The sequence below is a fragment of the Streptomyces sp. DSM 116795 genome (assembly GCF_055792905.1).
This window is the reverse complement of the sequence record NZ_CM147707.1, coordinates 1,295,204-1,316,221: the sequence shown is the minus strand read 5'-3', so window position 1 is coordinate 1,316,221 and position 21,018 is coordinate 1,295,204. Positions and strand designations below refer to the sequence as shown.

The following is a 21,018-nucleotide window of genomic DNA, read 5'->3' as shown; positions in this document are numbered from 1 at the left end:
CGCGTCCCCGTGGGGGAATGCCCGAGGAAATCCGCACCCGGGTACGGGCGCGTCGCGGCGCATGGCCGCGTGGCGGGGTGCGCATGGCCGTGCCGGACCTGCCGGCTGGACGCCGTTGCTCGCTCGCGGGGCGCCGGGCTCTGGTCAGCCGGCCGATTCTCTGACTATGGTCAGAGAATGGACGCTGGACAGATCGACCAGGTACGGCGGTTCAACCGCACCGTCACCGAGCGCGTGGGCGCGCTCCACGATCACTTCCTCGGCCGTGACCGGCCCATCGGCGAGGCCAGGCTGCTCTGGGAGATCGGTGAGGCAGGCCAGGAGGTTCGCCGGCTGCGCGAGCGCCTGGGGCTCGACTCCGGTTACATCAGCCGGCTGCTGCGGTCCCTGGCCGCCGCCGGTCTGGTGACGGTGGAGCCGCAGCCCGGCGACAGGCGGGTGCGCACCGTCCGGCTCACCGGTGCGGGGCGCGCCGAACGCGCCATGCTCGACGACCGCAGCGACGGGCTGGCCGGGTCCCTGCTGCAGCCGCTCAACACCGCTCAGCGGGCCCGCCTGGTCGCCGCCATGGGCGAGGTCGACCGGCTGCTGACCGCCGCGACGGTCACCCTGGACGCGGTCGACCCCGACCACGCCGACGCCCGGCACTGCCTGCGGTCCTACTTCACCGAGCTTCAGGAGCGCTTCGAGACGGGTTTCGACCCCGCGCGGAGCCTGTTGCCCGACGCCGGCGAACTCCGGCCCCCGTACGGGCTGTTCCTCGTCGCGCGGCTGCACGGCGAGCCGGTCGGCTGCGCCGGACTGAAACTGCCGCCGGGCGCCCCGGCCGAGGTCAAACGCATGTGGGTCGCGCCGGACGCCCGGCGCCTCGGCCTCGGCCGCCGCTTCCTGTCCGAGCTCGAGGAGCGGGCCGTACGGCACGGCCGCGACGTACTGCGTCTGGACACCAACAAGACGCTCAGCGCCGCGAAGGGCCTGTATGAGGCGTGCGGCTTCCGGGAAGTCCCCGCCTTCAACGACGAGCCGTACGCCCACCACTGGTTCGAGAAGCGGATCAGCGAACCGCCGCCGGCGTAAGAGCCCCGCGTGGGGCGGGCGGGGTGGACAGAGCGGACGGCGGGGACGGTCCGCCCACCGTGAGTCGGCGTCACCGTCGGCAGAAGACGGTGCGCACCCCCCATGACCCGGCGGCTGTCGTGTATTAGGGTTATCTCGACATCGAGATAACTTGTTGAGCGTGCGCACAGAAACGCGCACACACGACCGCAGCTGAGTAAGGCTTGCCGGCCAGGGCCCAAGCCTCGCCCGCTGGGGGCTCTCCGGCCGCAGGGCCCGGGGACGGATGCCAAAGACGCACTGAAGGAGACTGTCGTGTCGGCGAACAGCTTCGACGCCCGCAGCATGCTGCAGGTGGGCGACGAGTCGTACGAGATCTTCAGGCTGGACAAGGTGGAGGGCTCCGCCCGCCTCCCGTACAGCCTGAAGGTGCTGCTGGAGAACCTCCTCCGCACCGAGGACGGCGCTAACATCACCGCCGACCACATCCGGGCCGTGGGCAGCTGGGATCCGAACGCCCAGCCCAGCCAGGAGATCCAGTTCACGCCCGCCCGCGTGATCATGCAGGACTTCACGGGCGTGCCCTGCGTCGTGGACCTGGCGACCATGCGCGAGGCCGTCAAGGAGCTGGGCGGCGACGCGGACCGCATCAACCCCCTCGCCCCCGCCGAGCTGGTCATCGACCACTCCGTGATCGCCGACAAGTTCGGCACGGCGAACGCCTTCGCGCAGAACGTCGAGCTGGAGTACGGCCGCAACCGCGAGCGCTACCAGTTCCTGCGCTGGGGCCAGACCGCCTTCGACGAGTTCAAGGTCGTACCGCCCGGCACCGGAATCGTCCACCAGGTCAACATCGAGCACCTCGCCCGTACGGTCATGGTGCGCGGTGGCCAGGCCTACCCGGACACCCTCGTGGGCACCGACTCGCACACCACCATGGTCAACGGCCTGGGTGTGCTCGGCTGGGGCGTCGGCGGCATCGAGGCGGAGGCCGCCATGCTCGGCCAGCCGGTGTCGATGCTGATCCCGCGCGTGGTCGGCTTCAAGCTGACCGGCTCGCTGCCGACGGGCACCACCGCCACCGACCTGGTCCTCACGATCACCGAGATGCTGCGCAAGCACGGCGTCGTCGGGAAGTTCGTGGAGTTCTACGGCGAGGGCGTCGGTGCGGTGCCGCTCGCCAACCGCGCGACCATCGGCAACATGTCGCCGGAGTTCGGCTCCACCGCGGCGATCTTCCCGATCGACGGGGAGACCATCAACTACCTGAGGCTGACCGGCCGTTCGCAGGAACAGCTCCAGCTCGTCGAGGCGTACGCCAAGGCACAGGGCATGTGGCACGACGCCGCCCACGAGCCGGAGTACAGCGAGTACCTGGAGCTGGACCTGGCCACCGTGGTGCCGTCCATCGCCGGCCCGAAGCGCCCGCAGGACCGCATCGCGCTCGCCGACGCCAAGCGGCAGTTCCTCGCGGATCTGCCCGACTACGTCTCGGACGCCCAGCCGGCCGCGGCCCCGCAGGCTCCGTCCTCGAACGCCTCGGACTCGCCTGTCGACGAGGCGAGCTCGGAGTCCTTCCCGGCCAGCGACGCACCGGCCTACGGTCACGCCGAGAACGGCGCCGGCAGCCCGCAGCACGCCGCCATCGGTTCGCAGCCGGACGACGGGCCCACCAAGCTCGTCAAGGTCACGGGCCCCGACGGCAACCCGTACGAGATCGACCACGGTGCCGTCGCCGTCGCGGCGATCACCTCCTGCACCAACACCTCCAACCCGTACGTCATGGTGGGCGCCGCGCTGGTGGCCAAGAAGGCGGTGGAGAAGGGCCTCACGCGCAAGCCGTGGGTCAAGACCACCCTGGCTCCCGGCTCCCAGGTCGTTATGGACTACTACGACCGGGCCGGGCTCACCCCGTACCTGGACAAGCTCGGGTTCAACCTCGTCGGCTACGGCTGCACGACCTGCATCGGCAACTCCGGTCCGCTGCCGGAGGAGATCTCGCAGGCGGTCAACGACAACGACCTCGCGGTCGTATCCGTGCTCTCCGGCAACCGGAACTTCGAGGGCCGGATCAACCCCGACGTGAAGATGAACTACCTCGCGTCCCCGCCCCTGGTCGTCGCCTACGCCATCGCCGGCTCGATGAAGACGGACATCACCACGGAGCCGCTCGGCACCGACCAGGACGGCAACCCGGTGCACCTCGCCGATCTGTGGCCCTCCGAGCAGGAGGTCGAGGAGGTCGTCGCGTCCTGCATCGGCCAGGAGATGTTCACCAAGGACTACGCGGACGTCTTCGCCGGCGACGCCCAGTGGCAGTCGCTGCCGGTGCCGACCGGCAACACCTTCGAGTGGGACCCGCAGTCCACCTACGTGCGCAAGCCCCCGTACTTCGACGGCATGGGCACCGAGCCCTCCCCGGTCGAGGACATCTCGGGCGCACGCGTGCTGGCCAAGCTGGGCGACTCCGTCACCACCGACCACATCTCGCCGGCGGGCGCGATCAAGGCCGACACCCCCGCGGGGCAGTACCTGAGGGAGCACGGCGTCGAGCGCCGCGACTTCAACAGCTACGGCTCGCGGCGCGGCAACCACGAGGTGATGATCCGCGGGACGTTCGCCAACATCCGGCTGCGCAACCAGATCGCCGAGGGAACCGAAGGTGGCTACACCCGCGACTTCACCCAGCCCGACGCCCCCGTCTCCTTCATCTACGACGCCTCGCAGAACTATCAGTCGCAGGGCATCCCGCTCGTCATCCTCGCGGGCAAGGAGTACGGCTCCGGCTCGTCCCGCGACTGGGCGGCCAAGGGCACGGCGCTGCTGGGCGTGAAGGCCGTCATCGCCGAGTCGTACGAGCGCATCCACCGCTCGAACCTGATCGGTATGGGTGTGCTGCCGCTGCAGTTCCCCGAGGGGCAGAGCGCCGAGTCGCTGGGGCTGAGCGGTGAGGAGACCTTCTCCTTCTCGGGGATCACCGCGCTCAACGACGGCGGTACGCCAGCGACGGTCCGGGTCTCCACGGAGACCGGCGTCGCCTTCGACGCCACCGTCCGCATCGACACCCCTGGTGAGGCCGACTACTACCGCAACGGCGGGATCATGCAGTACGTGCTGCGCTCGCTTCTTCGCAAGTAGCTCCGCAAGCAGCACCGCACCGGCCCGGGCGACGGGCGGGCACCGCAGTGAGGAAGGGCGGGCGCCGGGATTCAGCTCCCGGCGCCCGCCTCCTCGTGTTCCCTCCCCCAGAGCCTTCGGCCTGGGAGGGGGTCCCCTGGGGGTACCTCCCAGGCCGGAGGCGCTGGGGGAGGAGCGAGGGGGAGGACCCCCAGGCGCGCGGCCTTCCCGCCGGCCAGAAATCCGCCAGGTCTCAACTCGGGAAAGACTCACCAAACGGGTTGCTTTGATCTTGCCCTGTTGACGCCAAGTGGACTATACCTGTCGGCACCTCACTAGGGCCCGTACGCGCGGCGCTCCTGGCGGTAGCGAGAAACGTACAACTCAGCGTCAACTGACCCGCGGTGTCGGGCCCTTCGCCGGTGGGCGAGTCGTGGGGAGACCGGAACACCGCCTGAGTCCTGGAGAAGGCGAGGACTTGAGCATGGGATCCAACCACGTCAACCGCCGTGACCTGATCAAGCGATCCGCCGCGGTCGGCCTGGTCGCCGCGCCCGGCATGAGCATGCTGAGCGCCTGCGCCAGCGGCGGCGGCGAGAACGACGACAAGGTCGAGAAGGGCAAGAAGACCAAGGACAACCCGCTGGCGGTCAACAAGGACGCCAAGGTCGAGGTCGTGATCTTCAACGGTGGCTACGGCGACCAGTACGCCCTGGACAACCACAAGATCTACGAGAAGAACTTCGGCAAGGTCAGCCACTCCAAGACCCAGAAGATCCGCACGAAGATGCAGCCGCGGATGGTGAAGGGCAACCCGCCGGACGTGATCAACAACTCCGGCGCCGAGAACATGGACGTCGCCAGCCTCATCGAGAAGGACCAGGTCGCGGACCTCCAGCCGCTGCTGGACGCGCCCTCCCTCTACGACCCCTCGAAGAAGGTCAGCGAGACCCTGCTGCCCGGAACCCTGGAGAAGGGCCGCTTCGGCAGCGACAAGGTCTACCAGCTCAACTACTCCTTCACCGTCTACGGCGTCTGGTACTCCAAGACGAACCTGGAGAAGCTCGACCTGGAGTACCCGAAGACCTGGGACGAGATGCTCGCCGCCTGCGCCAAGGCGAAGAAGGAGGGCATAGCGGGCTGGACGTACGCGGGCAAGCACCCGTACTACTTCGCCTTCAGCCTCTACCCCTTCATCGCCAAGATCGGCGGCCAGGACGTCATCAAGGCGATCGACAACCTGGAGCCCAACGCCTGGAAGCACGACGCCGTGAAGAAGGCCTTCGAGGCCTACCACGAGCTCTACGCCAAGGGCTACATCCTCAAGGGCACCCCGGGCATCGACCACATCCAGTCCCAGACGCAGTGGACCAAGGGCAAGGCGCTGTTCCTCCCGAACGGCTCCTGGGTCGAGAACGAGGCCAAGGGCACCACGCCCAAGGACTTCGAGATGACGGTGGCTCCGCCCTCCAGCCTCGACAAGTCCGACGCCATGCCCTTCGAGACGATCTGGGCGGAGGCGAGCGAGCCGTTCATGGTGCCCGCGCAGGCCAAGAACGTCGAGGGCGGCATGGAGTGGCTGCGCACCATGATGGGCAAGCAGTCCACGCAGAACTTCAGCAAGCAGGTCTCCGCTCTCACCTGTGTCGACGGCGCCTCCGACGGGCTGGACCTGCAGTCCGGTCTCGCCTCCGCGCAGCAGGTCCTCAAGGAGGCCGGGGACGAGAACCGGGTGGGCCCGCGCATCCGCGACTGGTACCTGGAGCTGGACAAGGACAAGATCGGTGGCGCACTCGCTTCGATGATGTCCGGCGACATCGAGCCGGCCGAGGCCATGAAGCGCTGCCAGAAGGCGGCCGACGAGGTGGCCAAGGACGACTCGGTCAAGAAGTACAAGCGCTGACAGGGAGGGTTCACAGCAGCGCGGTACGGGATCCATCGGTCGACTGGTGAGTATGGAGCGGGGCGGAATGGCGAACGACGTCCGGACAGTGGACAAGACCACCACTGGTTCAGGATCGGACAGAGGCGCCGGGGGACCGGCGCGCAGCGGAGCGGGACCCCTCGCTCTCGCGTTCCTCCTGCCGCCCCGCTTCACACCGGAGAAGGTGCGCAACGACCGGCGCTACCGGACCCTGGACAAGTACCGGTTCGTCTGCTGGTTCCTGCTCCTGCCACTGGTGATCTACGCGATCTTCGTCGTATCGCCCTTCTTCCAGGCGTTCTACTACTCGCTGACCGACTGGACGGGCTTCAGCAGCGACTTCGCGTTCGTCGGAGCCGACAACTACAGCCGTCTGCTTGAGGATTCGACGTTCTGGGCCTCGATGCAGCACAGCCTGCTGCTGCTCGTGGTCGCACCGCTGGTGACGCTGGGCCTCGGGCTCTTCTTCGCCTTCATGCTCCAGGCGGGAGGGCGTTCCAAGAAGAACGAGGCCGTTTCGGGCGTACGCGGCGCGAAGCTGTACAAGAACGTGTACTTCTTCCCGCAGGTGCTCTCCGTGGCGATCATCGGTGTCGTCTGGGGCGCGATGTACGACCCCATCACCGGGCCGATCAACGAGGTGCTGCGCCTGGCCGGCCTGGACTTCCTCACGCGCTCCTGGCTCGCCGACCCCAAATTCGCGCTGTCGTGCGTGCTGTTCGTGCTGTGCTGGATGTTCATCGGTTTCTACGTGGTGCTCTTCTCGGCCGCGATGGGCGCGATCCCCAAGGACATCTACGAGGCGGCGCTGCTGGACGGCGCGAGCCGTCCCGCCACGTTCTTCCGCGTCACGCTGCCGCTGATCTGGGACACGGTGCAGACCGGCTGGATCTACATGGGCATCCAGGCGCTGGACTCCTTCGCGATCGTGCACATCATGACCATCAACCGAGGTGGCCCGGGGGAGTCGACGCTGGTCACACCGGTCTACCTGTACAAGAAGGCATTCGACTCCGGGCAGGCCGGTTACGCCACCGCCATCGGCGTCGTACTGCTGCTCGTGACCATGGTGTTCGCGGCGATCATGATGCTGCTGAACCGCCGCGACCGGATCGAGTACTGAGAATGAGCGGGGAGACTTCAGCGATGAGCGCAACCCAGCCCGCCGAGAAGGCCGAGGCTTCCCAGCCGGCCGCGGGCGCCGCGGCACAGGCGCCGAGGGAGCCGAAGGGGCCGGGCACCGAAGGGGGCACGCTCAACGTCTTCGCCAACTCCTTTCTCGTGCTGTGGGTCGTCATGGCCGCCGGTCCGCTGGTGTGGGTCATGGTCAACTCGCTGCGGGATTCGAGCAGCATTCAGGGCGAGCCCTTCGGGCTGCCCACCGCGCTGAGTTTCGAGAACTTCGCCAACGCCTGGTCCGACGCGAACATCGGCAACTTCGCGCTCAACTCGCTGATCGTCCTTGCCGGTTCGCTGCCCGGCACGATGCTTCTGGGCTCGATGGCCGCGTACGTGATCGCCCGCTTCACCTTCCCGGGCAACCGGTTCATCTATCTGCTCTTCGCCGGCGGCATGATGTTCCCCATCATCCTGGCCGTCGTGCCGCTGTTCTTCGTGATGGACAACTTCGGCCTGCTGGACACCAGGCAGGGGCTGATCCTCGCGTACATCGCCTATTCGCTGCCGTTCACGACGTTCTTCATGACGGCGTTCTTCCGCACACTGCCCGGCAGCATCGCCGAAGCGGCGACCATCGACGGCGCCTCGCACGTGCGGACGTTCTTCCAGATCATGCTGCCGATGGCCAAGCCCGGTCTGATCAGCATCGGCATCTTCAACTTCCTCGGCCAGTGGAACCAGTACTTCCTGCCCCTCGCGCTGAACTCGGAGCACGGGGACCAGGCGCTGCTGACCCAGGGTCTCGCCGAACTCTCCGTCAACCAGGGCTACGAAGGCGACTGGGGTGCCCTCTTCGCGGGGCTGACCATCGCGATGGTGCCGATCCTCGTCGTCTACATGGTCTTCCAGCGTCAGGTGCAGGAGGGCCTCACCGCCGGCGCCGTCAAGTGATCCGCCCGGAGCGGGCGGTACGCGGACGGAACGGGACCTCGCGGACCGGGCCGTACGCGGGAGAGGGCTGACCGCTCACACTCCGTAGAATGTCACGCATGTGAGCACCCACTGCGTTCAAGGTCTTGACGGGGGAGAACCGCTCGGGCTCTGCTTGGAGTTCAGGTGTTGGAGACATGCCGTTCCCCGAAGACGCGGTACGGCGCACGGTCCGATGGCCGCGCCGGCCGTCGAGGCGGGAGTGGATCAGTGGTGGAGACTCCGGGGTCGCAGTCCTCGCTGCACCGGGCGAACCTTGAACGGGTCGTACGGGCGGTACGCATGGCGGGCTCGCTCACCCAGGCGGAGATCGCCCGGACCACGGGGCTGTCCGCGGCGACCGTCTCCAACATCGTCCGGGAGCTCAAGGAGAGCGGGACCGTCCAGGTCACGCCCACTTCGGCGGGTGGCCGCAGGGCGCGCGCCGTGTCGCTCAGCGGCGACGCGGGCGCCGTCGTCGGCGTCGACTTCGGGCACTCGCATCTGCGCGTCGCGGTCGGCAATCTGGCACATCAGGTGCTGGCCGAGGAGTCCGAGCCGATCGACGTCGACGCCTCCGCCGACGAGGGCTTCGACCGGGCCGAACAGCTCGTGCACCGGCTCATCGCGGCCACCGGCATCAGCCGCGAGAAGCTGATCGGCGTCGGTCTGGGCGTTCCGGGGCCCATCGACGTGGTCACCGGCGAGCTGGGCTCGACCTCCATCCTTCCCGGCTGGACCGGCACCCACCCGCGCGAGGAGCTGGCCGCACGGCTGGGAGTGCCCGTACACGTCGACAACGACGCCAACCTCGGCGCCCTGGGCGAGCAGGTGTGGGGCAACGGGCGCGGCGCGAGCGACCTGGCGTACATCAAGGTCGCCAGCGGCGTCGGCGCCGGGCTCGTGATCAACGGCCAGATCTACCGGGGCCCGGGCGGCACCGCGGGCGAGATCGGCCACATCACGCTCGACGAATCGGGCCCGGTCTGCCGCTGCGGCAACCGCGGCTGCCTTGAAACCTTCACGGCGGCCCGCTACGTACTGCCACTGCTGCACTCCAGCCACGGCACCGATCTGACGATGGCGCGCGTCGTCCAGCTCGCGCGGGAGGGCGACCCGGGCTGCCGGCGGGTCGTCGGCGACCTCGGCCGCCACATCGGCAGCGGCGTCGCCAATCTCTGCAATCTGCTCAACCCCAGCCGGGTCGTGCTGGGCGGCGACCTCGCGGAGGCCGGTGACGTGGTGCTCGGCCCGGTGCGCGACTCGGTGGCGCGGTACGCGATCCCCAGTGCCGCACGCCAGTTGACGGTGGTGCCCGGCACCCTGGGAGGACGCGCCGAGGTTCTGGGCGCGCTGGCGCTGGTGCTGAGCGAGATGGGCGACGCGACGCTGCTGGAGCCCTCCGCCTCTTCCCCCGCGAGCACGGCCGCGGGCACCGTGGACGGTGTGGGCAGGGCGCCGGTGGGTGCCGTGGCGGCATCCGTCTGACGGACGGACCGCCGGGCGGAAGCGGGTCGGCGGTTCGCCTCCGCTCCGGATCCGTTCAGGCACACAACGTGGCGTTTTGAGTTCATACAGATAACGGATGGCATCGTTGCCGTCTCGTTAATGATTTACTTCTTGACGCTTGCGTGACCTGGGAGTTGACTTCCGACCACCTCGGCCGCAACGACGCGGCCTCGTCAGGGAGGTTGGAACCCCATGAACGCAAAGGTGCGTCGCGTCGTCATCGGTACGGCTGCCATATCGATGGCCGTTTCGCTCGCAGCCTGCGGCAAGGCAGGCGGCGGCGACGGCGGCAGCGGTGGCGACAACAAGACCATCGGCCTGCTGCTTCCGGAGAACAAGACCACTCGCTACGAGACGTTCGACCGTCCGTACATGACCGACAAGATCAAGTCCCTCTGCAAGGACTGCAAGGTCAAGTACAACAACGCGAACCAGGACTCCGAGCTGCAGAAGAAGCAGTTCGACGCGCTCATCGCGCAGGGCGTCAAGACGATCATCCTGGACGCCGTCGACGCTCAGGCGACCAAGTCCTGGGTGGACCGCGCGGCGAAGAAGGACGTCAAGGTCGTCGCGTACGACCGCCTCGCCGAAGGCGACATCTCCGCCTACATCTCGTACGACAACTACCGGATCGGCGAGCTGCAGGGTCAGGGCCTCGTCGAGGCGCTGGGCGACAAGGCCAAGGACAGCAACGTCGTCATGATCAACGGTTCGCCCACGGACCCGAACGCGCCGCTCTTCAAGAAGGGCGCGCACAGCGTGCTCGACAAGAAGGTCAAGAAGGTCGTCTACGAGCAGGACATCCCGGACTGGTCGCCGGACGAGGCCAACAAGAAGATGGGCGCCGCGATCACCAAGCTCGGCAAGGACGGCTTCGAAGGCGTCTACGCGGCCAACGACGGCATGGCCGGCGGTGTCTCCACCGCGATGAAGAAGGCCGGCGTCAAGGACGTGCCGCTGGGCGGCCAGGACGCCGAACTCGCCGGGCTGCAGCGGATCATCAAGGGTGACCAGACGCTGACGATCTACAAGGCGATCAAGCCGCAGGCGGAGACCACCGCAGAGATCGCGGTGGCCCTGCTCCAGGGCAAGAAGATCGACGAGTTCACCCCGAAGAAGATCGACAGCAAGAGCAAGAAGAACGTTCCCGCTCAGCTCTACGACGCCAAGATCGTGACCAAGGACAACATCAAGGACACGATCATCAAGGACAAGGTCTACGAGGTCGGCCAGATCTGCACCCCGCAGTTCGAGAAGGCCTGCGAGGCCGCCGGTCTGAAGTGACCACCGGGGGCCGCGGCTTCCCCGCGGCCCCTCCCCTGTTCGAAGCGCAGGCCGCCGCCCCCGCCACGAGCGGGGGCGGCTCCTGACAGAAGATCGGAGTTGGCCCAGTGGCGAAGGAAACCGTGCTGGCGCTGCGCGGGATCTCCAAGCGGTTCGGTGCCGTCCAGGCACTCACCGACGTTGATCTGGAAGTACTGCCCGGCGAGGTGATCGCCCTCGTCGGCGACAACGGCGCCGGCAAATCGACCCTCGTCAAGACCATCGCGGGCGTACACCCCATCGACGAGGGCGGCATCGAGTGGGAGGGACGGCCGGTCACCATCAACCGGCCCCACGACGCCCAGGACCTCGGCATCGCCACCGTCTACCAGGACCTGGCGCTCTGCGACAACCTCGACGTCGTCGCCAACCTCTTCCTCGGAAGCGAGGCGCGCCACGCCTCGATCCTCGACGAGATCACGATGGAGAAGCGGGCGATGGAGCTGCTGGAGACGCTCTCCATCCGCATCCCCAGCGTCCGCATACCCGTCGCGTCGCTCTCCGGCGGTCAGCGGCAGGTCGTCGCGATCGCCCGCGCACTCATCGGCGACCCGAAGGTCGTCATCCTCGACGAACCGACCGCCGCACTCGGCGTCGAACAGACGGCACAGGTCCTCGACCTGGTCGAGCGGCTGCGGGAACGCGGCCTCGCCGTCATCCTCATCAGCCACAACATGGCGGACGTGCAGGCCGTCGCCGACCGTGTCGCGGTGCTGCGCCTCGGCCGCAACAACGGCGTCTTCGACGTGGCGACCACCTCCCACGAGGAGGTCATCGCCGCGATCACCGGCGCCTCCGACAACGCGGTGACCCGCCGCCAGGCCCGTACGGACAAGGAGGCGGCGCTGTGAGCGACACCGTCGACAAGGAACGCGGCTCCGAGGCCGCGGACCCGAAGGACGCGGCGCCCGCAGACGGCTCGGCCGGCGGTGCGGACCGCGCGGTCGACCCGCGGCTGCTCGTGCGTGAGCAAGGCTTCGCCGGCTATCTGACGGAGTTCACGCGAAAGGTACGCGGAGGCGAACTCGGTTCGCTTCCCGTCGTCCTCGGCCTGATCATCATCGCCGTCATCTTCCAGTCGCTGAATGACAGCTTCCTCTCCGCGGGCAGCGTCAGCGACATCAGCGTCTACATCGCCGGTACGGGCATCATGGCCACCGGCATCGTCTTCGTGCTGCTGCTCGGCGAGATCGACCTGTCGGTCGGCTCCGTCGCCGGCGTCGGTGCGGCCGTGTGGGCGGTGCTCAGCGTCACCCACGACGTCAACGACTGGCTGGCGGTCGTGATCGCCGTCGTCGCCGGTCTGTGCATCGGCGGACTGCACGGCTTCTTCTTCGCCAAGGTCGGAGTCCCCGCCTTCGTGGTCACGCTGGCCGGATTCCTCGGCTGGAGCGGTCTGCAGATCTGGCTGATGGGCTCCGAGGGCAGCATCAACACGCCCGACAGCAGCGTCGTCGAGGACCTGACCGGCTACTACTTCGAGGACATCGCCGCCGCCTACGGCCTGGCCCTCGTGGCCGTACTCGCCTACGCGGCCGCCCTGCTGGTGGACGCCAAGCGCCGCCGCGCCGCCCGTCTGCCGTCGCGGCCGGTGAGCGAGATCGCGGTGCGCGCCGTGGTGATGGCGGTGGTCGCCTTCGTCGCCGCGTACGTGCTCAACCAGTCGCGCGGACTGCCGCTGGCGCTCGTGCTGTTCCTGGCGGTGCTCGTCATCGCCGACTTCGGGGTGCGCCGTACGACGTACGGGCGGCAGATCTTCGCGGTCGGCGGCAACGCCGAGGCGGCACGCCGGGCAGGCATCAACGTGGAGTGGGTGCGCATAAGCGTCTTCGGCATCGCGGGCATGCTCGCGGCGTTCGGTGGCCTGTTCATCGCGAGCCTCTCCGGCGGCGCCACCAAGAGCCTCGGCGCCGGTAACACGCTGATGAACGTCATCGCCGCGGCCGTCATCGGCGGCACCAGCCTCTTCGGGGGACGCGGCAAGATCTGGTCGGCGCTGCTGGGCATCCTCGTCATCCAGTCCATCCAGCAGGGCCTGAACCTGCTCGGCATGGCGAGCGAGATCCAGTTCATGATCACGGGTGCGGTCCTGCTGGCCGCGGTGGTCATCGACTCCGTCTCCCGGCGTACGCAGAAGACCGCCGGGCGAACTTAGCGGCGCGTACGGCGCCGCAGCTTGAGCGGCAGGAGGCGGGGGCTCGCGATAGCCCCTGCCGCCTGCCGCTTCCGCCAGGGCTCCGGCCCTGAACCGCCCCTCCTGGGCCCGGGGCGGTGGGCCCCCACCGGGACTCCCCGCTGGGGGCCCGCGGCATGCGGCGGCGCTCCGCGCCGGGCCGCCCGAACCCGGCGGGCCCCGGGCAGATGGGGCGACTCCGGTTCGTCGCTCTCCTCACTCGGGGCGGCGGCCCAGCGCGCCGGCGACGCGCGAGCGAGCAACGAAGCTCGGCCGAGGGCACAGGGCACAGGACGAGAACCGCAGGCACCCGGCCATGCGTCTGCGTCGTCGGCTACCGCGCCCGACAGGGCGCCCCCGTTCCCCGGAACGGTGGCGTCCCGCGCGGTGTGCCGGACTTGCCTTCCGCCCCGCAAGTGAGCCTGGCCGCCCCGTACGCCACCGCCAGACGGGTGATCGATCTCGCACAGCCAGGAGTCCCCCGCTGCGGTAGGAACATTAGACTCGACGGATCGACACGGTTCGATCACGCTCGAAAGCAAGGAGGCACCGTGGATAAGGGGCCGCGCTCAGCGCGTCATCCCGGGTCGGGGGCGGTGGAGTTCCCCAAGGCGCAGCGCCGGGGAAGGTGGCAACTGCTGACCCGTATCGAGGAACCGCGCGACCTCGACCAGCTTTCACCGGAGCAGTTGGAGCAGCTGGCCGGAGAGGTGCGGTCGTTCCTCGTCGACTCAGTGTCGAAGACGGGCGGACATCTCGGCCCCAACCTGGGCGTGGTCGAGCTGACCATCGCCCTGCACCGGGTGTTCGACTCCCCGAAGGACAAGATCCTCTTCGACACCGGACACCAGTCCTACGTCCACAAGCTGCTGACCGGACGTCAGGACTTCACCAGGCTCAAGAGCAAGGGCGGCCTGTCGGGCTACCCCGCGCGTGCCGAGTCCGAGCACGACGTCATCGAGAACAGCCACGCCTCCACCGTCCTCGGCTGGGCCGACGGCCTGGCGAAGGCCAACGAGCTGCGCCGCAAGGACGACCACGTGGTGGCCGTCATCGGCGACGGCGCCCTGACCGGCGGCATGGCCTGGGAGGCGCTGAACAACATCGCCGCGGCCAAGGACCGTCCGCTCGTCATCGTCGTCAACGACAACGAGCGCAGCTACGCGCCGACCATCGGCGGCCTCGCCAACCACCTCGCCACGCTGCGCACGACCGACGGATACGAGCGTTTCCTGGCCCGCGGCAAGGAGGTCCTCAACCGCACACCCGTCGTGGGCAAACCCCTGTACGAGACCCTGCACGGCGCCAAGAAGGGCCTGAAGGACTTCATCGCCCCGCAGGGCATGTTCGAGGACCTCGGCCTGAAGTACGTCGGGCCCATCGACGGCCACGACCTCGCCGCCGTCGAGTCCGCACTGCAGCGCGCCAAGCGTTTCGGCGGCCCCGTGCTGGTCCACTGCCTGACGGAGAAGGGCCGCGGCTACCAGCCCGCCCTGGAGGACGAGGCGGACCAGTTCCACCAGGTCGGCATCATCCACCCCGACACGGGTCTGCCGGTGAAGTCCTCAGGCGCCGACTGGACTTCGGTCTTCGGCGAGGAGATGGTCAAGCTCGGCCGTGAGCGGGAGGACATCGTCGCCATCACCGCCGCGATGATGCGCCCGGTCGGACTGCAGCGCTTCGCCGAAGAGTTCCCCGACCGCGTCTACGACGTCGGGATCGCCGAGCAGCACGCCGCAGTCTCCGCCGCGGGCCTGGCCACCGGCGGCCTGCACCCCGTCTTCGCCGTCTACGCCACCTTCCTCAACCGGGCCTTCGACCAGCTCCTGATGGACGTGGCGCTGCACAAGTGCGGCGTGACCTTCGTACTGGACCGTGCCGGGGTCACCGGCTCCGACGGCGCCTCTCACAACGGCATGTGGGACATGTCCGTCCTGCAGTGCGTGCCCGGGCTCCGGCTGGCCGCGCCGCGCGACGCCGATCAGGTGCGCAAGCAGCTCCGCGAAGCCGTGGAGGTGGACGACGCCCCGACCGTGGTGCGCTACTCCAAGGGCAAGGTCGGACCGGCCGTTCCGGCGGTCGGCCGGGTCGGCAGGATGGATGTGCTGCACAAGCCGGCCGACGTCCGGCGGCCCGATGTGCTGCTGGTTTCCGTGGGCGCGCTCGCGCCGATGTGCCTGGAGATCGCCGGGCTCCTCGACAAGCAGGGCATCTCCACGACCGTGGTCGACCCGCGCTGGGTCAAGCCCGTCGACGAGGAGCTGGCACCGCTCGCCGAGCAGCACCGCGTCGTCGTCACCGTCGAGGACAACGGCCGCAGCGGCGGCGTGGGTTCGGCGGTCGCGCAGTCGTTGCGGGACGCGAACGTCGACGTGCCGCTGCGTGACTTCGGCATCCCCGAGCGCTTCCTCGACCACGGCTCCCGCGCCGATGTGATGGCCGAGATCGGGCTCACCGCGCCGGACATCGCCCGCCAGGTGACGGGGCTCGTCGCGAAACTGGACGGACGGTACGGGTCCGAGGCCGCCGAGGCCGAAGCGGCACGCGACTGACGCGCACGGCACCCGGCGCGTCCCCGGCCTGAGCGTCCCCGGCCGGGGTGCCCGCGGCCTGAGCGCCCCCGCCGGGGTGCCGCGCTGCGGACCGCGAAGCAGACAGGGCCGGGTCCGGACCCCCGCGGGGTGCGGGCCCGGCCCAGCCGCGTGCAGGCGGGCGCGTGCCGCTAGCTTTGTCGCCATGCCGCCCTCCCGTACGACCACGGTCCCCGCCCGCGGCGGCGGTGACCTCGCGTCCGCCGCCGTGGACGCCGGCGAGGGCCGTCGTCGCTACTGGCTGCGGCTGCTGCCCGTACTGGCTCTGCTTGCCGCGGTGACCAGGCTGCCGTCCTTCGCGCGTCCCCTGTGGAACCCGGACGAGGGCTATCTCGCCACGCAGGCAAGGCAGTTGGCGGCGGGGGGCACGCTCTACGAGACGGTCGTGGACCGCAAGCCGCCACTGCTGCCCTGGCTCTACCGGGGCGCGTTCGAGCTCTTCGGCGACCGTCCGCCGTGGTCCCTGTGGCCGCTGAAGGCGGCCGCCGTGCTGGCCGTGCTGGCCGGTGCGCTGCTGCTCGCGTCGCTCGCGCGCCGCCGCTGGGGTGACCGTGCGGGGCGGTTCGCGGGTGTCTGCTACGTCCTCGCGTCCGTCGCCCTGGTGCCCGAGGACACACAGGCGGCGACATTCGAGGTCTTCATGCTGCCGTGGACGGTGCTCGCCATGTGGTGTGCGGACCGCGGCCGTTGGGCGTGCGCGGGCCTGGCGGTTGCCGGAGCGGTCCTGACCAAGCAGACGGGCGGCGCCGTACTCGTGCCGGTGTTGTGGCTGCTGTGGACGTCACGGCCCGTGTGGTGGCCGCTGGCACGGCTGTCGGCCGCCACGGCGCTGCCCCTGCTCGCGGCCGCGCTCCTCCACGGGCCCGCCCGCTTCGTCTTCTGGATGGCCACCGGCTCGGGCAGCTATGTGTCGGCGGACGGCGCGGTGGGCCACGCACTCCTGCGTGCCCTCGCCAACTGCGGCCTGTTCGCCGCGGGTTGCCTCCCCATGCTGCTGGCGCTGCTGTACGTCGCACGTGCCCGCCGCCCGCTGACACCGGCCGCCGACGTGTGGGTGTGGCTGGCGGCCTCGGGCGCGGCCGTCACCGTGGGCTTCCAGTTCTTCGGCCACTACTTCCTGCAACTCACCCCCGCCGTCGCCCTGCTGGCCGCGGCCGCCCTGCGGCACCTCACCCCGCGGGGCGCGGTCGCGGTGATCGCCGTCAACTCCCTGATCGCGGCCGGCTTCCTCACCTGGGCGCTGCTGCTCTTCCCGCGCGCCGAACCCGCCCACCAGCAGCGGCTCGCCGCCGAGGTCCGCGCCCGCACGGCACCCACCGACCGTGTGCTGCTGTGGGGCATGCACCCCGAGGGCTACTGGCTGGCCGGCCGGGCCCCTGCCTCCCGCTATCTCACCGCGGGTTTCCTCACCAACTTCAGCGGCGGACGGGGCGGTTCGCGCGTCGGCGAGGAGTACGCCATGGACGGCGCCTGGCCGTACTTCCGCCGCGAACTGCGGCTGCGTCCGCCCGCGTTGATCGTCGACGACTCCCGCGGCAAGCCCTACGGCGTTTCCCGCACCCCCACGCTGCGCTCGTACCTCGAACGCCACTACGAGCGCGTGGACACGGTCGGGGGAGCGGTCCTGTACGCGCCCCTGCGCCGCTCCGCACCCTGACGCGCGCCGGGCCACACGCCGGCAGCAGACGCACCGGCCTCCGACGGAACCGGTGCAGACGCAACGGCGCCCGCCCGCAAGCCTGTTGCTGTGCGGACGGGCGCCGTCAGCCGTGCGTGCGCAACCCGGCAGTCGTGCGCACGCACGTGGAAGGCGGTGCCGGCCTACGCCGGGACGCTGGCGACGCCCGGCTCCAGGAAGCGGCGCCCGGTGGCCCGCTCGCTGACACCCTCACGGTCCAGGTACGGCGTGATGCCGCCCAGGTGGAAGGGCCAGCCCGCACCGGTGATCAGGCACAGGTCGATGTCCTGCGCCTCGGCGACGACGCCCTCGTCGAGCATGAGGCGGACCTCCTGCGCGATGGCGTCCAGCGCCCGTTCGCGGACCTGCTCCTCGGTGAGCTCCACATCGCCCGTCTGGAAGAGGGCCTCGACCTCCGGGTCCAGCTCCGGCTTCGCGGAGCCCGGGACGTAGAGGTTGCGCTTGCCCGCCTCGACGACGCGGCCGAGGTTCTCCGAGACGCCGAAGCGGTCGGGGAAGGCGGAGTGCAGCGTGCCCGAGACGTGGTGCGCGACGGCGGGGCCGACCAGTTCCAGCAGCACGATCGGCGACATGGGCAGGCCCAGCGGCGCCAGCGCGCGGTCGGCGACGTCGACGGGGGTGCCCTCGTCGATGGAGCGCAGCACCTCGCCGAGGAAGCGGGTCAGCACCCGGTTGACGACGAACGCCGGTGCGTCCTTGACTAGAACGGCCGTCTTCTTCAGGGACTTGGCCACGGAGAAGGCGGTCGCCAGCGAGGCGTCGTCCGTGCGCTCCGCCCGTACGATCTCCAGCAGCGGCAGGATCGCGACGGGGTTGAAGAAGTGGAAGCCCACGACCCGCTCGGGGTGCTTGAGCTGCGAGGACATCTCCGTGATCGACAGCGAGGAGGTGTTGGTGGCGAGGATGGCGTGCTCCGGCACGACCGCCTCGACCTCGGCGAAGATCTTCTGCTTGAGGGACATCTCCTCGAAGACGGCCTCGATGACGAAGTCGGCGTCCGCGAAGGCGGTGGCCTTGTCCAGCGACCCGGTCACCAGGGCCTTCAGCCGGTTCGCCTTGTCCTGGTTGACGCGGCCCTTCAGCAGCAGCTTGTCGATCTCCTCGTGGACGTAGCCGACCCCCTTGTCCACGCGCTCCTGGTCGATGTCGGTCAGCACGACCGGCACCTCCAGACGCCGCGCGAAGAGCATCGCCAGCTGCGAGGCCATCAGCCCGGCACCCACGACGCCGACCTTCGTGACGGGACGCGCGAGGGACTTGTCCGGAGCGCCCGCCGGACGCTTGGCGCGCTTCTGCACCAGGTTGAACGCGTAGATGCCGCTGCGCAGTTCACCGCCCATGATCAGGTCGGCCAGCGCCCTGTCCTCCGCGTCGAAGCCCGCACGCAGATCGCCGCTCTTGGCAGCGGCGACGATGTCGAGCGCGCGGTAGGCGGCGGGGGCCGCACCGTGCACCTTGTCGTCCGCGATCTGCTTGCCGCGGGCCACGGCCTGGTCCCATGCCTCGTCACGGTCGACCTCGGCGCGTACGACCTCGATCTCGCCCTTGAGCACGGCCGCCGTCCAGCGCAGCGACTGCTCCAGGAAGTCGGCGCCCTCGAACAGGGCGTCGGCGATGCCCAGTTCGTAGACCTGCGGGCCCTTGAGCAGCTTGTTCTGGTTGAGGGAGTTCTCGATGATCACCGAGACGGCCCGGTCGGCGCCGATGAGGTTCGGCAGCAGCGCGCAGCCGCCCCAGCCGGGCACCAGCCCGAGGAAGACCTCCGGCAGCCCGAAGGCCGGCACGGCCTGCGAGACGGTGCGGTAGTTGCAGTGCAGCCCGACCTCGACGCCGCCGCCCATCGCGGCACCGTTGTAGTACGCGAAGGTCGGCACCCCCAGGTCGGCCAGCCGCCGGAAGACCGCGTGACCGCCCTGCCCGATCGCGAGCGCGTCCTCGTGCTTCTTCAGCAGTTCGACGCCCTTGAGGTCGGCGCCGACGGCGAAGATGAACGGCTTGCCGGTCAGCCCGACGCCGACGATCTCGCCTTCCTTCGCCTCCTTCTCGACCTGGTCGATCGCCGCGCCCAGATTGGCGAGCGAAGCCGGCCCGAACGTCGTGGGCTTGGTGTGGTCGAATCCGTTGTCCAGGGTGATCAGCGCGAACCGGCCCGCTGCACCCGGCAGTTCGAGATGGCGTACGTGCGCCTGCGTGACGACCTCGTCGGGGAACAGCTCGGCCGCGCCCTTCAGCAACTCGGCGGTGTCGGTGCTCACTTGCCTGCTCCCTCGAAGTTCGGGTTCTCCCAGATGACCGTTCCGCCCATGCCGAAGCCGACGCACATCGTCGTCAGCCCGTACCGCACGTGCGGCTGCTCCTCGAACTGCCGGGCCAGCTGCGTCATCAGCCGGACGCCGGAGGAGGCCAGCGGGTGCCCGTAGGCGATGGCGCCGCCGTACTGGTTGACGCGCGGGTCGTCGTCGGCGATGCCGTAGTGGTCCAGCAGCGCCAGCACCTGCACGGCGAAGGCCTCGTTGACCTCGAAGAGACCGATGTCGTCGATCGACAGCCCGGCCTTGGCCAGCGCCTTCTGCGTGGACGGTACGGGCCCCACGCCCATGACCTCCGGCTCGACACCGGCGAAGGCGTAGCTGACCAGCCGCATCTTCACCGGCAGGCCCATCTCCTGCGCGAAGTCCTCGGCGGCGATGAGCGAGGCGGTGGCACCGTCGTTGAGACCGGCGGCGTTGCCCGGCGTGACACGGCCGTGCGCGCGGAAGGGCGTCTTGAGCCCGGCGAGAGACTCCAGCGTGGTGCCCGGACGCATCGGCTCATCCTGCGTCGCAAGTCCCCAACCGGTCTCCCCGGCCTCATCGTTCGTGCGGCGGACCGAGACCGGCACCAGGTCCTGCTGGATCTTGCCGTTGGCGTACGCCTTCGCGGCCTTCTCCTGGCTGTTCACCGCGTACTCGTCGGCGCGCTGCTTGGTCAGGTGGGGGAAGCGGTCGTGGAGGTTCTCCGCCGTCATGCCCATGAACAGCGCGGACTGGTCGACCAGCTTCTCCGAGACGAAGCGCGGGTTCGGGTCGACGGCCTCACCCATCGGGTGCCGGCCCATGTGCTCGACGCCGCCCGCGACTACGACGTCGTACGCGCCGAAGGACACGGAACCGGCAGTGCTGGTCACGGCCGTCATCGCGCCGGCGCACATGCGGTCGATCGAGTAGCCGGGGACGGTGTTCGGCAGCCCGGCGAGGATGCCGGCGGTGCGTCCCAGGGTCAGGCCCTGGTCGCCGATCTGGGTGGTGGCGGCGACGGCCACCTCGTCGATGCGCTCCGGGGGCAGGTCCGGGTTACGGCGCAGCAGTTCGCGGATGCACTTCACGACCAGGTCGTCTGCCCTGGTCTCGTGATAGATGCCCTTGGGGCCCGCCTTGCCGAACGGTGTGCGGACGCCGTCGACGAAGACGACGTCCCTAGCGGTACGAGGCACTTTGGCTCTCCTCCAGGTGCGGTGCAGATACGCCGTACGGCGCGCTTCCCACAAGCCATGCTACCC

The 21,018-nt window shown here is 69.4% G+C and carries 13 protein-coding genes; 11 read left to right on the top strand and 2 right to left on the bottom strand.

Annotated elements, in window-relative coordinates:
* Window positions 1-177 precede the first annotated feature (177 nt).
* From ACSMXX_RS05630 to ACSMXX_RS05580, 11 genes are all read left to right on the top strand, one after another.
* Window positions 178-1,077 carry a bifunctional helix-turn-helix transcriptional regulator/GNAT family N-acetyltransferase gene (locus tag ACSMXX_RS05630; protein WP_473182935.1) on the top strand — a complete coding sequence of 300 codons (900 nt, stop codon included), beginning with the start codon at window positions 178-180 and terminating at the stop codon, window positions 1,075-1,077.
* A 324-nt stretch (window positions 1,078-1,401) separates the two neighbouring features.
* Window positions 1,402-4,194 (top strand): aconitate hydratase, encoded by a 2,793-nt coding sequence (locus ACSMXX_RS05625; RefSeq protein ID WP_473184648.1) that lies wholly within the window; start codon window positions 1,402-1,404, stop codon window positions 4,192-4,194.
* Window positions 4,195-4,657: 463 nt separating this feature from the next.
* Window positions 4,658-6,076: an N-acetylglucosamine/diacetylchitobiose ABC transporter substrate-binding protein gene (gene ngcE / locus ACSMXX_RS05620; RefSeq protein WP_473182934.1), complete on the top strand. Its 1,419-nt coding sequence runs from the start codon at window positions 4,658-4,660 to the stop codon at window positions 6,074-6,076.
* A gap of 67 nt (window positions 6,077-6,143) precedes the next feature.
* Window positions 6,144-7,220: a carbohydrate ABC transporter permease gene (locus ACSMXX_RS05615; protein ID WP_473182933.1), complete on the top strand. Its 1,077-nt coding sequence runs from the start codon at window positions 6,144-6,146 to the stop codon at window positions 7,218-7,220.
* Between the two features lie 23 nt (window positions 7,221-7,243).
* Window positions 7,244-8,167 (top strand): carbohydrate ABC transporter permease, encoded by a 924-nt coding sequence (locus ACSMXX_RS05610; RefSeq protein WP_473182932.1) that lies wholly within the window; start codon window positions 7,244-7,246, stop codon window positions 8,165-8,167.
* A 252-nt stretch (window positions 8,168-8,419) separates the two neighbouring features.
* Window positions 8,420-9,673 (top strand): ROK family transcriptional regulator, encoded by a 1,254-nt coding sequence (locus ACSMXX_RS05605; RefSeq protein ID WP_473184647.1) that lies wholly within the window; start codon window positions 8,420-8,422, stop codon window positions 9,671-9,673.
* 213 nt (window positions 9,674-9,886) lie between these two features.
* Complete coding sequence (locus tag ACSMXX_RS05600; protein ID WP_473182931.1) at window positions 9,887-10,978, top strand: substrate-binding domain-containing protein; 1,092 nt, start codon at window positions 9,887-9,889, stop codon at window positions 10,976-10,978.
* A gap of 122 nt (window positions 10,979-11,100) precedes the next feature.
* The gene (locus tag ACSMXX_RS05595; RefSeq protein WP_473184646.1) at window positions 11,101-11,868 is read left to right on the top strand and encodes an ATP-binding cassette domain-containing protein; all 768 of its coding nucleotides are present in this window, start codon (window positions 11,101-11,103) and stop codon (window positions 11,866-11,868) included.
* Entirely contained in the window at window positions 11,865-13,172 is a 1,308-nt protein-coding gene (locus ACSMXX_RS05590; RefSeq protein ID WP_473182930.1) for a sugar ABC transporter permease, read from the top strand. Before ACSMXX_RS05595 ends, ACSMXX_RS05590 begins: the two co-directional genes overlap by 4 nt.
* Before the next feature lie 653 nt (window positions 13,173-13,825).
* Window positions 13,826-15,742: a 1-deoxy-D-xylulose-5-phosphate synthase gene (dxs, locus tag ACSMXX_RS05585; RefSeq protein ID WP_473184645.1), complete on the top strand. Its 1,917-nt coding sequence runs from the start codon at window positions 13,826-13,828 to the stop codon at window positions 15,740-15,742.
* A gap of 184 nt (window positions 15,743-15,926) precedes the next feature.
* Window positions 15,927-17,438 (top strand): ArnT family glycosyltransferase, encoded by a 1,512-nt coding sequence (locus tag ACSMXX_RS05580; RefSeq protein WP_473182929.1) that lies wholly within the window; start codon window positions 15,927-15,929, stop codon window positions 17,436-17,438.
* 164 nt (window positions 17,439-17,602) lie between these two features.
* Here the strand turns inward: ACSMXX_RS05580 and ACSMXX_RS05575 are convergent, their stop codons facing one another.
* Entirely contained in the window at window positions 17,603-19,735 is a 2,133-nt protein-coding gene (locus ACSMXX_RS05575) for a 3-hydroxyacyl-CoA dehydrogenase NAD-binding domain-containing protein (RefSeq protein WP_473182928.1), read from the bottom strand.
* A complete protein-coding gene (locus ACSMXX_RS05570; RefSeq protein WP_473182927.1) occupies window positions 19,732-20,952 on the bottom strand; it encodes a thiolase family protein in 1,221 nt (406 codons plus the stop codon). The genes ACSMXX_RS05575 and ACSMXX_RS05570 overlap by 4 nt, the downstream gene beginning before the upstream one ends.
* Window positions 20,953-21,018: the final 66 nt, after the last annotated feature.

Excerpts from the sequence above, each read along its gene's own strand:
- ACSMXX_RS05630 (WP_473182935.1), top strand. The coding sequence starts at position 178 with ATGGACGCTGGACAGATCGACCAGGTACGGCGGTTCAACCGCACCGTC.
- ACSMXX_RS05625 (WP_473184648.1), top strand. The coding sequence starts at position 1,402 with ATGCTGCAGGTGGGCGACGAGTCGTACGAGATCTTCAGGCTGGACAAG.
- ngcE (WP_473182934.1), top strand. The coding sequence starts at position 4,658 with ATGGGATCCAACCACGTCAACCGCCGTGACCTGATCAAGCGATCCGCC.
- ACSMXX_RS05615 (WP_473182933.1), top strand. The coding sequence starts at position 6,144 with ATGGCGAACGACGTCCGGACAGTGGACAAGACCACCACTGGTTCAGGA.
- ACSMXX_RS05610 (WP_473182932.1), top strand. The coding sequence starts at position 7,244 with ATGAGCGCAACCCAGCCCGCCGAGAAGGCCGAGGCTTCCCAGCCGGCC.
- ACSMXX_RS05600 (WP_473182931.1), top strand. The coding sequence starts at position 9,887 with ATGAACGCAAAGGTGCGTCGCGTCGTCATCGGTACGGCTGCCATATCG.
- ACSMXX_RS05580 (WP_473182929.1), top strand. The coding sequence starts at position 15,927 with ATGCCGCCCTCCCGTACGACCACGGTCCCCGCCCGCGGCGGCGGTGAC.